The sequence below is a fragment of the Tenacibaculum xiamenense genome, from assembly GCF_964513065.1.
In the GTDB taxonomy this organism is placed as follows: Bacteria; Bacteroidota; Bacteroidia; order Flavobacteriales; family Flavobacteriaceae; genus Polaribacter; species Polaribacter xiamenense.
Map to the genome: position 1 here is coordinate 1 of NZ_CAZEQU010000034.1, position 15,333 is coordinate 15,333.

14 protein-coding genes are annotated in these 15,333 nt (G+C 30.1%); 4 read left to right on the forward strand and 10 right to left on the reverse strand.

Annotated features, from left to right (window positions below; all coding sequences use genetic code 11):
- Positions 1-456: 456 nt before the first annotated feature.
- The 6 genes from ACKTTV_RS14725 to ACKTTV_RS14750 form a co-directional block, all read right to left on the reverse strand.
- A complete protein-coding gene (locus ACKTTV_RS14725; RefSeq protein WP_408031621.1) occupies positions 457-1,101 on the reverse strand; it encodes a class I SAM-dependent methyltransferase in 645 nt (214 codons plus the stop codon).
- Between the two features lie 205 nt (positions 1,102-1,306).
- Complete coding sequence (locus ACKTTV_RS14730) at positions 1,307-2,740, reverse strand: glycosyl hydrolase family 18 protein (RefSeq protein WP_408031622.1); 1,434 nt, start codon at positions 2,738-2,740, stop codon at positions 1,307-1,309.
- Positions 2,741-3,279: 539 nt separating this feature from the next.
- On the reverse strand, positions 3,280-3,570 hold the full coding sequence (locus tag ACKTTV_RS14735) for a putative quinol monooxygenase (protein ID WP_408031623.1): 291 nt from the start codon (positions 3,568-3,570) through the stop codon (positions 3,280-3,282).
- 207 nt (positions 3,571-3,777) lie between these two features.
- Positions 3,778-4,698, reverse strand: a complete 921-nt coding sequence (locus tag ACKTTV_RS14740) for a hypothetical protein (RefSeq protein ID WP_408031624.1) — start codon at positions 4,696-4,698, stop codon at positions 3,778-3,780.
- 172 nt (positions 4,699-4,870) lie between these two features.
- Positions 4,871-5,851, reverse strand: coding sequence for a hypothetical protein (locus tag ACKTTV_RS14745; RefSeq protein ID WP_408031625.1), 981 nt, complete (start codon positions 5,849-5,851; stop codon positions 4,871-4,873).
- A complete protein-coding gene (locus tag ACKTTV_RS14750) occupies positions 5,838-6,209 on the reverse strand; it encodes a hypothetical protein (protein ID WP_408031626.1) in 372 nt (123 codons plus the stop codon). The genes ACKTTV_RS14745 and ACKTTV_RS14750 overlap by 14 nt, the downstream gene beginning before the upstream one ends.
- Before the next feature lie 467 nt (positions 6,210-6,676).
- On the opposite strand from ACKTTV_RS14750, the gene ACKTTV_RS14755 reads away from it, so the two are divergent.
- From ACKTTV_RS14755 to ACKTTV_RS14770, 4 genes are all read left to right on the forward strand, one after another.
- Positions 6,677-6,976 carry a hypothetical protein gene (locus tag ACKTTV_RS14755; RefSeq protein ID WP_408031627.1) on the forward strand — a complete coding sequence of 100 codons (300 nt, stop codon included), beginning with the start codon at positions 6,677-6,679 and terminating at the stop codon, positions 6,974-6,976.
- A gap of 184 nt (positions 6,977-7,160) precedes the next feature.
- A complete protein-coding gene (locus ACKTTV_RS14760; protein WP_408031628.1) occupies positions 7,161-9,830 on the forward strand; it encodes a LuxR C-terminal-related transcriptional regulator in 2,670 nt (889 codons plus the stop codon).
- Positions 9,831-10,065: 235 nt separating this feature from the next.
- Positions 10,066-10,275, forward strand: coding sequence for a hypothetical protein (locus ACKTTV_RS14765; protein WP_408031629.1), 210 nt, complete (start codon positions 10,066-10,068; stop codon positions 10,273-10,275).
- 173 nt (positions 10,276-10,448) lie between these two features.
- Positions 10,449-10,649 (forward strand): hypothetical protein, encoded by a 201-nt coding sequence (locus ACKTTV_RS14770; RefSeq protein WP_408031630.1) that lies wholly within the window; start codon positions 10,449-10,451, stop codon positions 10,647-10,649.
- A 266-nt stretch (positions 10,650-10,915) separates the two neighbouring features.
- On the opposite strand, the gene ACKTTV_RS14775 is transcribed toward ACKTTV_RS14770, so the two are convergent.
- The 4 genes from ACKTTV_RS14775 to ACKTTV_RS14790 form a co-directional block, all read right to left on the reverse strand.
- Positions 10,916-11,287: a hypothetical protein gene (locus tag ACKTTV_RS14775; protein WP_408031631.1), complete on the reverse strand. Its 372-nt coding sequence runs from the start codon at positions 11,285-11,287 to the stop codon at positions 10,916-10,918.
- A 383-nt stretch (positions 11,288-11,670) separates the two neighbouring features.
- Complete coding sequence (locus ACKTTV_RS14780; RefSeq protein ID WP_408031632.1) at positions 11,671-14,007, reverse strand: nSTAND3 domain-containing NTPase; 2,337 nt, start codon at positions 14,005-14,007, stop codon at positions 11,671-11,673.
- A gap of 205 nt (positions 14,008-14,212) precedes the next feature.
- The gene (locus ACKTTV_RS14785; protein WP_408031633.1) at positions 14,213-14,950 is read right to left on the reverse strand and encodes an HNH endonuclease; all 738 of its coding nucleotides are present in this window, start codon (positions 14,948-14,950) and stop codon (positions 14,213-14,215) included.
- A 54-nt stretch (positions 14,951-15,004) separates the two neighbouring features.
- Positions 15,005-15,316, reverse strand: a complete 312-nt coding sequence (locus tag ACKTTV_RS14790) for a hypothetical protein (RefSeq protein WP_408031634.1) — start codon at positions 15,314-15,316, stop codon at positions 15,005-15,007.
- Between the last annotated feature and the right edge of the window lie 17 nt (positions 15,317-15,333).

Genomic DNA, 15,333 nt, shown 5'->3' on the forward strand with positions numbered 1-15,333 from the left:
AAATAACTTCGAACCAATGTTAAATCATCTGTATTTATTCGCATGGCAAAATATAAAATTTTGTCAACGAATTAGTTAACCTTTACAGAAGTGACAATTAAGTCATTTCGAAGGACGGCAGGATTGAGAAATCTCACCTCTATTTTATGTTCATTTGATTATTGAGATTTCTCCCTTTGGTCGAAATGATAATGTAAAGAATTCAATATTAAAAACAACACTGTCAGTTCGAGTGATTTTAATCGAAGGGTGATGAGATTGAAATCGTATCGAGAACAAGTTAAAAGTTCGAATTATTAAAAACTTCTCGATACAAAATTTCATTTCGTTTTACTGCATCAAATTTCACTCGAAGTGACAAATGAGTCATTTCGAAGGACGGCAGGACTGAGAAATCTTTCGGTAAAAAATATTATTCAAAAGGACAGTCGTTTTAAGATAAAAAGAAAGCCCAAATTATCTCTGAAACAAACTCAAATGCAATTCTCCACACATATGAGATTCAAAAGAATTAGAATGCTCAATAAGTTTTAATTCATGAGACTCAAATGATTTTATATAGCTCTCATTCAAAAGCCAAGGCGGTCCATTTTGAAAGTCACGTTCTGATTTTTGTACCTCCGTAACAACGAGAAGTTGTCCATTTGGAGCAACGAAATCAGCAATATTTTTGATTAAAATATCTTCATATTTAGGAGGAAGCGCTTGAATGGTAAAAATCTCCAAAACGAAATCAAATTTTTGATGCCATTCGGGAATTTCTTTTAACAAGTCGGCTTGAACAAAAGTAACCTTAGAATCTGGAAAACGCTTTTTACAAAGGACTATAGCACTGGAAGAAACATCAAAGGCAGTAACTTTAAAACCATTTTTTTCAAGTTCGATGGCATCATCTCCCATACCACAACCGACAACTAAAGCGGTTTTCCCTGTTCCAATATTTAAGTTTTTATCTATCCAATACTGAAATACAGGATGCGGAGCCATATTTGCCCATGGGACACCGTTACCTTTTTCATTAGATTCAGAATAAAGTGTTTCGAACCAATCTACAGGTTTGTTTTCTTCTATTCCTAATTGTTTTTTCATTTGTTCGTCCATGGCGACCTATTTTTAAATGTGAAATTACTTAAAAACATTGAATATGTATAACCGCCTCAAATACGAAAACCGTAAACTCATTTATGTAGAGTTTACGGTAGTGTTTTTATAATAATATTATAAGGTTTGGTTTTTCGAAGAATAGAAAAGTCTTGATGATTTTACAAATAGACTTTTCTAAATTTCGTAACTATTTCTTAAAATATTAATGAGCTTCAGCAGCTTTTGATCTTGCTTGAACCGAGTTTGGTATAGAGAAAATTGCATCCAAATTAGCAATGATATTAGTGTATTCTCCTCCCGCCAATGTTACACCTACGGTTGATCCTTTAAAACCAACAACCGTTTGACCATTTGGTCCTGTTTGAGTAAATGGGGTTTTACTGGTTGCTCCTGCCATACTACCGAAAGGACCATAGGTCGTTCCACTTTGCCCAGTAAGTGTTAGCTGTAAAACACACGGAGTTCCATACCAAACACCTGTGTAACCAGAAATTGAAACAATAGGATCATTAGAAGGAATATTAACTGTTTGACTTGCACCGCTGTTTCCACCATGCTGTAATAAAGTAAATACACCTTTATCGGTACCAGGGGGTTGTGTTCCTGTGTTATAAGTTCCCGTTCCAGTATTTACAGTTTGTACAGCATTTAATACATCTCCTGATCTTACTGTTAATTGACTAATGTTCGGGCTTCCCGAGGCAAAAACAACATCCGAGTCATCAAAGCTATTGTTGGTTTCAGGATAAGCCAGTTCCGAAAGAATTAGAAGTTGTCCTTGCTCAAATTGGAAATTACCAGAGTTGAGACGCCACATAAATATGTCTTGGTAATTGTAATGACTACCTTGATAATCGAAACCAGCAGAAACTGTATCCCATACTTGTTGTGCACTTGCATTAGGAACTGCATTACCTGGTTCAAATTGCGCTCCATAACCAATTTTAGAAGGAGACATTCCCACATTTAAGAAACTTGATAATGGAGTTCCATCATAAAATTGAGGTGAAATTACATCAAAAGCACTATTAAGTGTTGGAAAATCGTATGTTGAACTAGACCATGCAGGAGCTATTGTTAAATAGAATTTTTCCGATTGTTGATCAAAAACACTTCTTATAGTTGAAAATAAAATTTGAAATTGAGTCTGTGTCATTCTTGCCGATACATCACCCTCCCAATCCACATCTAAGCCATTCATGCCATTTGCTTTTAGGTAAGTAACTAAGTTATTTGCAAATGCAGTGGCTTCGTCTTGAGCATTTCCGCCAGGAGTAAAAACAGATGCTAAGGTGTTATTTCCAGAATATACCATTGTTGCTAAAAACTTGATATCAGGATTAACCTCACGAGCATCTCTTAAAACATATTCCAAATATTGTTGATTACTCAAAGAGTCATTTGGATTTTCCGAATTTCCAGGGTGAGTTGCGTTACCAACTTGAATGGTAGATCCATTAGAATTATGTACAACTTCGAAAAAAGCAATACCAAGAAGGTTGATAGAATCGTAAACTTTGTAATTAATTAATGATTGAAAACAGCTTGTGGGACTGTTATAATTAGTTCCTGCGGGTTCATCTTCATTTAAAAATATCCACGCATTGATACCTAGTGGTAATTGTGTATTTGACATACTATTTGTTTTTATACGAATAAAACACATGCTTTCTTCATCACTTATTAATGATTAACGACTGTGTTAAATCCATTAGGTTAGTTAATAGTCTAACTTAAAAAAATAAAAAGCAGCTATTGTAGTTTATTCTTTAACTGATTAAAATCGAGTTTTTTGCGTGTGGTTTTTGGGTATAAGTGTTTGGTGTTGAGTCGTTAAGAGATGGCTCTATTTTTTTTGAGATAAAATTATATTGTCATGTCGAGTGATTTTTCTGATGAGAAGGAAGAAAAATTGTATCGAGGCATTTAATTTTTAACTCAACGTTCTAAAACAGAGTTAAACAAAAGAAGTTTACTTTTAAGTACCTAATGGATTAACTTTCTTCCGAAAAACACAACAAGTTATTTTAAATTATTATTGGTTGTTAAGTTATGTATACTAGCCTTTCGTAAAGAAATACACATAATTAAATACAAAAACGATTCAGGTTTTCACCTAAATCGCTATTTTTTATCTGTTAGATTTAAACTGGAAAAATAGAATGTTTTTTCATTTTATAAATTGACAATGTCAAAATATTTTATTTCAGGTTTAAACTCAAGAAATGATCCTAGCTCCTCCATAACGCCATTTTTAGTAATGAAATTTAGATATTTTTGATGATGTACAACACTCTTCCAGACTTCATCGAATATCATCTTTTTATCATTTGTATTGTAATAAACTTTAACTTGCGAACAACCTTCAAAAGTTCTTACGTTCTCTAAATTTTTTTCGAGAAAATCCATTAGTTTTTTAACCTTTTCTGATTTTACTTTAAATTCTAAAATTACTTTTTTATCCATTCTTTTTGTATTTCTATTTACCACAAAGTTAGATTGAAGAAAAAAGAAACTTCTTAATCAAGATTAAGAAATGATGTTAGCTTAATTTTATTGGTAAATTCAGTTGGCATCCCTATCATATAGAGAGAAACTCTTTGGGGAAATTAGATTTTTCTGAGTAATTGTTATTTGAAAGGTATAGTATTTTTTATGTTAACTTGAATAATTTTATTTACGTTTGAAGTATTTGGTATATATAATTTGTTGTTTATCACTCGTTGTTAAAGTGGATTTTCCTTTATACAAATAGTTGTATAATTTTTCACTTTCTGAATGAGCGTACTTGATTTTATATGAAGGTTTTTTCGAATGTGAATTTTTGTAAATGTTTCTAATTTTTAGACCATTTAAGTTTAGCGTTTTTTCTATTTCGGTCATAAATTTAATCGAACCAATAGTTAGTGATGAGAATACCCGACCATTATATGTAGTCACATTTCCACTTCCAGCCCAGCAGCCTCTAATAAAATGGTTAATTAGGTTTTTAGGTATTTTTGGGAACGTAACATTTTCATTTTTGGTAAGGGTAAGCCCAAAATCTAACAGATCATTGATAATTATTTGATTACCTACATGTATGAAGTAAACTCCGCCTTGAATGAAATTGTTGTAGCTTTTCTCCTTTCTATATTGAATTTTGGCATCACTTTTTAGAATTTTTTTTATTTTTTCTATCTGAGTTTTATGTTTGCTATAAACTCGAAGAAAGTATTTTTTGGTAGTTTTATTAAGCACTAAGTCTCCATCTGTATAAATATATCCAAGCAAGAATGCACTTCTTGCAGTTAGTTTTTTGAAAATCTTCTCGTCGATTTTCTTTTCTTTTGATTCACTTTGAGATTTTACTGGGATTAAAAAATCTGTGAGTAGTTTTCTAATTTGAAAAGGCTTTAAGTTTTTATCCTTAGCAATTTGATTGATAGATTTTTCCTTAATTATATATTCAGTAATTAGTTCATCGGAACTTATAGTTGGCTTTACCCCTTTTTCTAAAAGAAACAACTCTTTATTGTAACTTAAGCATTTTTGGCATAATCTATTTGGGTAAATTTTAAACTCTGAAGTGTTGCATTGCTTACATTTTTTCATATAGGGATGGGAAGAGGTTGGAAGGCCAGCTGCTAAAAATAGGTGGAAGTTTTATTTAAAAGATCTCTGAGTTTTACGCTGACCATTATTTGTGTTTTACTTTCGTTTTATAATTTAAATAACTAATACTTAAACACCATCATGTATACAGCTGGTTTGTTTTTTTGATTATTTACCACCAATCTACGTCATCTTCTTTGTTTTTATCGTAAAAGGGGAAAGTACTATTGTTATTTAAACTTTCTATTTTCCATTTTAGTTGAGATAATTCGAAGTCATCCTGTTTATCCTTTTTTTGATTCATTTTCTCGAATTCATATTTAAGTACATCTCCATCGGTATAATACCTATCGTAAGTCTTGCTATTCAATGGATTCCAGATGTTAATTTGGAAATCGTTAGATTTTATAATGTTATCTTTATCAACAGTGAATTGAAAATTCAACTCAATTTGGGCAGATTTAGAACATCCAATCATTATATGAAATCTATCAATATCGCCAGCTTTAATTTCGCGCGAAATTTTATATGTTCTTTGTTGAACGTTTTTTTCTGGGTCTAGAATTACACAATAAATCTCGCTCGGTATTAGTGCACTTTTTTGATAAAAACCATATTCAAATAAAAATCCTTTTTTTGTTACTCTGAGCTTGTTCCAATGACCATAGTCGCTCCTTACATAACTTTTATCTTTATACGATTTACTAAGTAAATCATAACAACTTATAAAGGCACTGATTTCATTTATACAATACTCATTTGAAATTGCTGAAAGTTTGTCTCCAGGTAGTGTTAATATCGATTTGCTTTCACCAGAATCAATTTGTCCAATAAATGTTCTTTCAGATTTTGAAAAAAAATCTTCTAATTTTGGATGAGAAATTTCAATATTGCAATTCAACGCAGCTCCATATCCATTGTTCGTAGCAATTATTTCTAAATTACCCAATAATGATTCATGAAAAAAACTATCCCTTTTATCCGTTGGAACAACTTTGTATTCTAAAGATAAACTGGGTGTAATATCCAATTCAATTTTCTTTACATCAATTATAAATTGCCAGAGAAATGCTGTAGCATTTCCACTATTCTGTAGTTTAAAATCAATTACTGGAAATTTGAACTCTTTAGAAATATCATCAATTTTTATCATCGGGCTTTATGATTTTTACACCTTTGGTTTCCGTCGTTTCAATATAATTACTCATTTTTTCATCATTACTAGAATCTATTATACTTACATTCGATGTTTTTCTTGATTTCTTTTTAATCAAAATTGTAATTAGATAACTGGATATTCCAAGAATTAATGAGACTAATGCAAGCCAGAATATTTTATCTAGAATAGAATTTATAAGTAAAAAAGAATTTTCCTTTCCTACTTCTGTGAAAATTTGCATATCTAAAATTTGTCTTACAATCAAATATAAAATTATAATTATGAGTCCGGCAATTGAGAGGGGGGTTCTAATTTTGGTTGCAACATTTAGTATTTTATCCAAATTGTTCATGTTTGCTATTTTAATTTATAATATATCAAAACTTACCGTCAACTAGTTATATATCTACGGCATACTGGTTATTCGTTATGTATAGTTGGATAACTATATATATAGTTATCCTCTGAATCTATTTATTCGAAAAGCAATATCTATATAAAAAGGGGAGTGTATTAGAGAAGAAATGTAGAAGTGTATCTTTTTAAGATATTTAAATTTACGGACTATTAATTGGTTTAATAATGACACAAATACCAAGTCAGATATTTCACTTCTTTTTGTAGTATTCTCGTTAGTTTTTAGATTTGCTTTATTCTTTCCCTACGAACTTAAAAAGAAATATTTAAATTCCTTTACGGTTTTCCGTAACTACCTGAATTTTAATATTTAATGTTTCGTTTTTGAGAGGTTTACATATAATGGATATTGTTCGATTATTGTTAGATGGACTTCTAAACTATGAGCTTTTTTAACGTACAATGAATTATGACTCGCCATCAATAACTATTTTTCAACATTCAGTCCTTATAACAAACGTTACACCAGTACAAGAAGGTTTTGTTCATGTTAAAAAGAACATTACACCGGTGCAATTAGACTCTGTTGTCATTAAAACGAGTGTTACACAAGTGCGAGAAGACCTTGTCGATGTGAAAAAGAGCATTACACCAGTGCGAGAAGGTACTGTTGGTGTTAAAATAAGCATTGCACCAGTGCAGGAAGACTTTGTTGAGGTAAAAAAGGAAGCTGCATTAATGCATGGAGTGCTCAATAATTGATAAATCAATTCTCCGATCAACGAAAGAGTAAATAACCCTTTATAGAATAATAAACATGGTTAACCGTTTCATTTGTATGACCATAAGTGACGAAATATAATCATGTAGTCTTAAAGATTGATGCTTAATATCAAAGAGAAATCTTATATTTCTTGTGATTTTATACCCTTTTAACCAACCCTTTATGAATACTGACATACTAACTACTGAACTGTTTGGAAACCTCAGAACTACAAAATTTCATATTCCTGCAAAAAGAAAAGACACCATCATTCGAAAGAGATTAAATGATTTGTTAGAAAAATGTTTGCAAGCAAAGGTAACCCTAGTTAACGCTCCTGCAGGATATGGTAAATCTACTTCAGTTGCCATGTGGGGGCATCAATGTAAACACCGGTTATGTTGGTTGTCAATAGATGAGAAAGATAGGCAGGTAGCTACGTTTTTAAAAAATGTTTTGGGAGCCTTGTTAAAAATTGATGCGGTATTGGTAAAGGGGATGGATCCTTTTTTTATGAGTTCAAACTTTGATACGCATTTATTCCTATCAAAACTGATCAATAATGTAGAACAATTTAAAGAGGATATAGTACTTGTTCTTGATGATTATCATATCATAGATATCACAGAAATAAACTCAGTAATGAAGTTGTTAACGAGTACTTTACCAGACAATTTTCATTTGATAATAACAAGTAGAAGAGACATTGGTTTGGGAGTTTCTAAATTGAGAGTTAACAGACAGTTAGTTGAAATTACAAAGGAAGATTTAGCCTTTACCAAGGAAGAAATAGCTTTTTTCTTTAAAAACAATGGGAAAATAACCATTGATAGCTATGAACTTGAATTTATTGAAAAAAAGACGGAAGGATGGATTGTAAGCATTCAATTATTAGCACTTTCAGGACAGCGATTAAAAGAGAACGCTCTAACAAAAAAGATCGAATTATCTGAAAAATATCTTACGGAGTATATTGTAGAAGAGATATTGGAAAATTTAGATGAATCGACTCGAAAATTTGTGTACGCAAGTTCTTTGCTTTATAAATTCAATAGTGAAATAATGAACTATATTCTTTCTATATCGGAAGGGAAAGAGTATTTAAAAGAGCTAAACAAAGCCAATTTGTTCTTAATAGGTCTAGATTATGAAAACAATTGGTATCGATACCATCATTTATTCGGAAAACTATTAAAAAATGAATTTCTTAAAGAAAACCCATCAGAGGCGGCGATGTTTTTTAAAAGAGCGGCTAAGTGGTATTTTGACAATGGAGATATTGAGAATGCTATAAACTATGCATTTGAATCGGGAGACAATGAATTGATCAACCATCTTATTGAAGAATCCATGTTGCCATTAATTTTAAATGGAGAGTTAAGTCTTTTGTTTTCCTGGTTTGAACGAATTACTATGGATAAAATATCTTCATGCATGGTAAAAGTATGGTTAGCTTGGATATACATTTTTAGTGAACAAATGGACATGACGTCGATTGATAATCATTTAAATGAAATCAGTAAAGAATTACAGGAAAAGCCAGAACAAGCCATAAAATATCCTACAATTCACATTCATATATTGGCTATCAAAGGATTCATTGCTTCCCACCTTGGTGATACAATTACTGGGATTGATTATTGTACACAAGCTTTACGCGAATTTCCTGATTCCGAATTATTTTTAAGAGGAACAATAGCCTATAATATTGTGGTAAGCCATTATATTGAATGTAATATACATAAGGCTTCTAAATTTTATGATATTGCCATTTACGATAGCTTGAAAGGGAAAAGTTTATACGGTGCTATTACCTCAATATTTTATAAAGGTCAAAATGAAATGGCAGGAGGGAAGTTTCATTTGGCTGAAAAAACATACAATGGAGCTTTGAGTTTGGTGCAAGAGTTTAACGCTCAAAATTTTGGGTTTAATGCTTATAATTATGTGGGGCTGGGTAGGTTGTATTATCTATGGAATCGTATTGAAAAAGCAGAAGAATATTTAAAAAAAGGTGTTGACTTAGGGTTAGCAGGAGGAGAAACTATGAGTTCGTTATACGGGTTAATGTATTTAAGTCAGGTATACGGTGCCAAGAAAGAAAAAAATAAGGCATTTCATACGATTAAGAAAGCAAACGAACTAGGAAGTGCACTAAGTATTCCAATTAGGAAGCTGGAAGTAGATGCAATTGAAGCGGACTTATTTTTGCGATTAAACGAACCTACTAAAATTAAAGATTGGGCAGCGCCCTATTTAAAAATTAACCAACATATTTTTAATGTATTAACAGAAATACAAGCGACAGTTTTGGTTCGTTTCCTAATACGCTCAAACGATTATAAAAATGCCAGCGAGATATTGAGTTGGTTAGGGGAAAATCAATTAAAAAGAGAAAGATTTGGAATGTATGCTGAAACACTTTTGTTAAACTCTATAAACCTGTATAAACAAGGAAAAAGAGAGAAAGCCATCTCAATTTTTGTAGAATCAGTGAGGTATGTTCAGAAAGAAGGGGTAATTCAAATGTTTATTAGAGAGTTACCCATGGTAACTGTGTTTTTGGATGCTATTAAAGAAAATACAGCATATACTGATGTATTTAATTTTATGATATCACATATCAATAATAGTAAAACATTAGGGAAACGAATCCATAATAAGTTTAACTTAAGTAATAGAGAACTAGATGTATTGCTATTGTTAGAAGAAAAACATTCAAATCGAGAAATTGCAGAATTATTATTTATAAGTATTGGAACTGTAAAACGTCATGTTCACAATATTTTTGACAAGATGAATGTACGAGACAGAAATGAAGCCATAGAAAAATCGAAATCTGTAGTGCTGTAGGAATTCGAATATTAAAAAGCTAGAAACTTTTACATGTTGTTCTTCTTTACCTACTTAATCTAATTTAGCCATAATCAACCGCTGAATTAAACACATTAGGGTCAACCCTAAAAATCAACCTTATAAAATTTCATTTTGTACCCAACACTTTTTTAATAGAAATAGCTGTGTAGCTATATTTATCCATGAAGTTAAGATGACGTCATTACCATTAATAACCAAAAACTTATAACAAATGAAAAAACAAATTTTATCAATTGGAAAAACAATAAGTAAAGCAGAACAAAAAAGTATTTATGGAGGTGCTGAACATCCAGGGGGAGGGACTAGCTGCCACCGAGGAAAATTTGCCGTTGGGTGTCTATGTAACTATGATAGTCACTGTGCATCAGGATACTGTAGAAAAGGATGGTTTGCATTTATTGGAATGTGTCAACCAGCATAGGTCTTTTCAATTCTAACTTTAGCTTTTAAAATCAAAAACTAATGCGAGGTTGTAATTTTTTAGATTTAAAAGAACTAATAAAAACACGACCTAACATTTTAAATCTCGGATTAATAGTTAAAACACTATAAGTTAATCTGAGGTTATAAATTATTAACTAATACTTATAGCAAATGAAAAAACAAATTTTAACAATAGGAAAAAAAATAAGCAAAGCAGAGCAAAAAAGTATTCATGGAGGTGCCGCTCGTAGCTGTCATTCTGGAAAGTTCCATAATGGATGTTTATGTAATGGAGATAGCCATTGTGCATCAGGAAATTGTGATAAAGGATTCGGTTCTCATATTGGATTATGCCAGCCACAACCCGATTAGATTTTATATATAAACCGTATCTTTTGTAATATAAAACTACTGAAGTATTTCAGTAGTTTTTTTATTGTAATAAACAAAATTCGACTTATTTGGTGTTTTCGACGGGAAAAAGTGATTTAGTGGGCTTTTCTTACTATTGAAGTATTGAAAACTGGTAGGTCATAAAATCAAGGAGTAATGAGCTAATCTAAAAAGAAAATAGTATTTTAATAACCTAATAAAACTGAGAATTATTTTTCATAGGATACGTTGTTAGCCATAGTTTTTTATTTTTCAAATACTTTAATATAGCCTATTGAATCCCAAATGGCTTTGTCTTTTCCATTTTCTTTTATCATTCGAAATTTCCTAACGCTCATTTTTAATGTATCTTTTATTTTCGGTTCTTTAAGATAGATTTCCTTGTGATAACCAACAGAGTCAATTCCATCATAGTTTCTTCCTCTCGGATTTATGAAAGAATAAGAAGTTTTACTATTATTTGTTCTATCAGTATGTGAAATTTGATAAGGATATTTAACTTTTTCAGTCAATAAATTTGTTTGATTACTTGAGAAGAAACCATATTTATAACCTTTTTCTATAAAAATATTAAACGAGTCTAATTTCACATTTGAAATTGTTTTTAAATCTTTCATAAATACTTTTCTATATTCTGACTCATTTTTATTCCCCCAACTATTCCTTCTGATTTTATGTTTATTATAACCAATGTAACCAAAAAACCAATTAGCGATAGATATAAAAAAAATTACACTAAAAACAATCGCAGTGATTTTCAAAACTAATTTTATGATAGGATTCGATTTTTTCACTCTAAATTATGGCTAACGTTTAGCATAAGAAACGTAGGCAGTTAAAAAGCACTATCGTTTCGGTTTATTACTTAGCTCAATATAAATATTTTGCTTTTATCATTTTTCGTAAATGCTAAATTTTATATTTGGTGACTTGGTAAACAAACTCAAACCGTTGGGAAAGCCAAAACAGCCATATGTTTTTTATACATTGTTCTCTGCAGTTATTCTAAAGATTTGAAAAGGTTATTTATTATTTCGGTTTCATCTCTTGGTTTTTCATAAGATTGACTCCGCGATTCTTTTTCTTCTTGATTTGATATATAGTTCGATAGGCTTCCATCAATATAACTTACTCTTTGAGGGTAATATGCATCTGGAAATTCATCGTAAAAATTATCTTGCTGTCTAAACTCTTTTTCTTCAATTCGTCTGATTTTAGTTTTTAATTCATCTATTCGATTGTCTAAACTGTAATGAAAATCTTCTTCTATTGACTTTAACTGATCAATATAATTCCTTAAATCTTCTATTTCATCAGTATCAGTATTTGTTATTCCATAGGTGATATCATAAACTATTTCATAAATAATATCCTCTCCATTCTCTTCGTAATTCTCAAATTCCTCCTCAAATAGCCCTTTTATTTCATATAAATAACCTAAATCATCGTAATCCCAAAAACATCCTGATATGTTCAATAATATTCTCTCAGAATCAAATTTTTCAGTATCGTAAAACAAAATAAGTAGTTGACTGAATTCGTATATGGATCTGTTGGTAATATTTTCAGAGTATATTATATTTTCAAATTTATTTTGAATGAAAGCTTTTAGAGTATCACTTTTACTTTTAAAAAAATCAAAAATTAAGAAGAGCTTTATAATGTAATTATCATCTTCGCTAGGTTTAGAATATTTTGGGAGTTTTGAATCAATTTCAAGTTTGATAAATCTATCTAATAATTTCTCCTGTAAATATTCTAATAAGGTTTTATCTAATATGATTTTTTGGTTTGAAAATAAATCTGATTTTAAGCTGAAAATATTAAGTGACGGTTTTAAAAAGTGTAATGAATTTATAAGATATTTTTTTGCAACTTTATCTTTATTTATATAGCTAACAATGAAATCTTGAATCGAAGGGTTTTGATATTGTATTACCAAACTACCGTCGTGGTTTTTATTAATTTGAATAAGTGAATTTTCTAATTCGCGAATAGATAATTTAAAGTTATGATTGTTTATAGTGAAGTCAAAACTATTTTTATTTTGTTCAATATAAACTTTAACCTGTTTGAATAATTGGTCATATTCAATTTTACTTCCAGATATAAGTATGGAATTGAGAATTATTCTCGAGATCGATGAAATTTGATTTTCATAAACGTGTTCCCAAACCAAAAAAGGAGCATCAAAGAGGTTAATTAATTTTGAAGGGAATTCACTTGCTTTTGTCTCTTCCCACAATTTTCTTTGAGTAAAAGATTCAATTATACGAGGATTATAATTTGTATGTTTTATTATTTTCAAAAGATATCCCTGTTTAATGATCTCATCAACATATTCAAATGGCATTTCATTAATAGATAGATGATTATAGAGTATTTTCGCTTTTACCAATGTGCTATATTTTGAAATATCTAAGACACATTTAGATAAGTCCTTTTCGAAGACATCAAATTTTTGTTTTGCTTGGTTTAAAATATATTCTCTTGTAGTAAATATTAATACTTTATTTGAAGACTTTTGTATTTTATTAATAAAGCGTAAAATTTGTTTTTCTTCATTTGTTGGTAAAGTATTTTGAAGAAAGTTTCTTCCTAAAAAATCATCAAAAAGGAAAATCTGTCTTTTATTATCATTGTAAAATTTATAGCCATCGTTTATGCTATCTGACAGAAATACAAACTCTTCCATTCCTTTACTTAAAAGGTGGAATACAAGCATTTCAGCTAAGGTAGTTTTTCCAATTCCTGGAGAGCCTGATATTATAACATAGTTATTTGATTTAATTACTGTAAGAGCTTCTTCAAAACTTTTATTCTCTACGTAAACTCCAATTTTTTCTTGAATATCATCAAGTAAAAACTTTGATTGGTTAACTACTTGGCCATTTAGTATGTTGTTTAATACATCAACGCTTGCTAACCACAGTTTGTAAAAGTTCTTTTCAACGGATGGAAATTTTGTTAAAAGATTGTTTAAACCCTCTTTTCCAAGTATGTCTTCATTGGATTTTATATAAGGTTTGAATAATTTCCTAATTATTTCCTTATTAGCAGGAGATAATGAACAACTGGTGGTTAAAATATATCTTTCGGGTTTAAGTTTCTCGACCTTTATTTGTTCTTTTTTAAGATTAGATACTAAAGAACTGAAGTTTTTATATCTTTTAGCTTGAACAACTATATACTCACCTTTAGAGCATCTTAAATCTATTCCATCATCTTGTCCTTCTCCAAATGATTCCAAAAACGCATCTAAATGTAATTGGAGCAAATCTCTAGATAGTATTTCAAACTCGTAAGGAGAAAGTATTTGGAAATTATAATTTTTCATTCAGTTTTTTAATTGCAGAGAACGGACTTGTGTATGAAACGTGGCGTGCAAAAAGACACTAACTTTTCGGATTAACCACAATCCAAATCTTTTTATTTTGTTTTAATTTTTCTCTTTTAATACCAAATCAAAAGATTTGGCAACTTTGTAAATAGACAACGACCTTTCAATTAAAGACTAATCGCCCTATTTGTTATATATAGTGTTATGAATTGTTCTTTTTACTACTAATCCATCTATTGTTATCTGCTAAGTAAATCTCGTAATCATCATCAGATTTAATCATATCGGATAAATTATTTCCTTTATCCTCAAAAATCTTTATCCCTTCAGGAATATCTTTTCTTTGTGGTTTATTGTTTTTGACAGATATTAAAGGTGTATAGCATTCACTTATAAATGGTAAGATTATATTAAGTATGAAATGATATTGTAGCTCAAACATATCGTGGTCAAATCCACCATTTTCATTTAAATGTCCTTCTATATCTAAGAATAGAATTCTTTTCTTATTAGGAGAATCCTTAATAGAGTGTGATAAAAGGTCAAATAATATTTCCGCTGATTTTTCAAAACCTTCCTCTTTAAAAATATTGTGATAAATGACTGAATGTTTAGTATGAAGTTGATTAATTCTATCAGGATCTTCATCTATTAAACAATAATCTTTTAAATCAGGACTTTGAGATAGCTTTTCTTGTCTAACGGACATTAATTTCCACCAGTAATCTCGCATTTCTCTAATTTGTTTTCTTTTTTCGGGGTTACCTCCAAAAAGATCGTGACAAGATGAACATAGAGGAGCAGCATTTTCAATATCATCAGAACCTCCTTTCGCTTGAGGAATAATGTGATGAATTTCCACAAATAATTTATGACAGATACAACATCTAAAAGCAGATCTTTTTTTAGCCTCTAATTTAGTTTTTTCAGAAAATGGCATTTAATTTGTTTTAATAACTCATAACGTTAAGTGTAAAATGCGTTTTAATGCATTTTATATAGTGTTGTAGCTTTTTTTTATTTCAATTTCTCGTTTAATATTCTTTCCTGGCTCTATCCAAGTTCGGTGATAATAAACTGATGTCCTAAATTCATCAGCAATTAATTGTCCAATTCGTCTAATCTCATTTAAAGCAATATTTTCCTTCGTCATGGAAATCCCAAAATTACACTTATCAGGAACTGTATCATCCCATTCTTGAAGTGTCCCAATTTCAAAAGGTTTACTAACATTTATAGTCAGATTACCTTTTTTGGATTCTCCCCATTCAGTTTCATTCTCATAGTCATATACAAAATCAGGCATATCTAATATGAATTTAA

Coding starts and splice junctions, on each gene's coding strand:
- ACKTTV_RS14755 (WP_408031627.1), top strand. CDS start 6,677: ATGAATTATGACTCGCCATCAATAACTATTTTTCAACATTCAGTCCTT.
- ACKTTV_RS14750 (WP_408031626.1), bottom strand. CDS start 6,209: ATGAACAATTTGGATAAAATACTAAATGTTGCAACCAAAATTAGAACC.
- ACKTTV_RS14775 (WP_408031631.1), bottom strand. CDS start 11,287: ATGAAAGATTTAAAAACAATTTCAAATGTGAAATTAGACTCGTTTAAT.
- ACKTTV_RS14725 (WP_408031621.1), bottom strand. CDS start 1,101: ATGGACGAACAAATGAAAAAACAATTAGGAATAGAAGAAAACAAACCT.
- ACKTTV_RS14790 (WP_408031634.1), bottom strand. CDS start 15,316: ATGCCTGATTTTGTATATGACTATGAGAATGAAACTGAATGGGGAGAA.
- ACKTTV_RS14770 (WP_408031630.1), top strand. CDS start 10,449: ATGAAAAAACAAATTTTAACAATAGGAAAAAAAATAAGCAAAGCAGAG.
- ACKTTV_RS14760 (WP_408031628.1), top strand. CDS start 7,161: ATGAATACTGACATACTAACTACTGAACTGTTTGGAAACCTCAGAACT.
- ACKTTV_RS14765 (WP_408031629.1), top strand. CDS start 10,066: ATGAAAAAACAAATTTTATCAATTGGAAAAACAATAAGTAAAGCAGAA.
- ACKTTV_RS14740 (WP_408031624.1), bottom strand. CDS start 4,698: ATGAAAAAATGTAAGCAATGCAACACTTCAGAGTTTAAAATTTACCCA.
- ACKTTV_RS14745 (WP_408031625.1), bottom strand. CDS start 5,851: ATGATAAAAATTGATGATATTTCTAAAGAGTTCAAATTTCCAGTAATT.
- ACKTTV_RS14785 (WP_408031633.1), bottom strand. CDS start 14,950: ATGCCATTTTCTGAAAAAACTAAATTAGAGGCTAAAAAAAGATCTGCT.
- ACKTTV_RS14730 (WP_408031622.1), bottom strand. CDS start 2,740: ATGTCAAATACACAATTACCACTAGGTATCAATGCGTGGATATTTTTA.
- ACKTTV_RS14780 (WP_408031632.1), bottom strand. CDS start 14,007: ATGAAAAATTATAATTTCCAAATACTTTCTCCTTACGAGTTTGAAATA.
- ACKTTV_RS14735 (WP_408031623.1), bottom strand. CDS start 3,570: ATGGATAAAAAAGTAATTTTAGAATTTAAAGTAAAATCAGAAAAGGTT.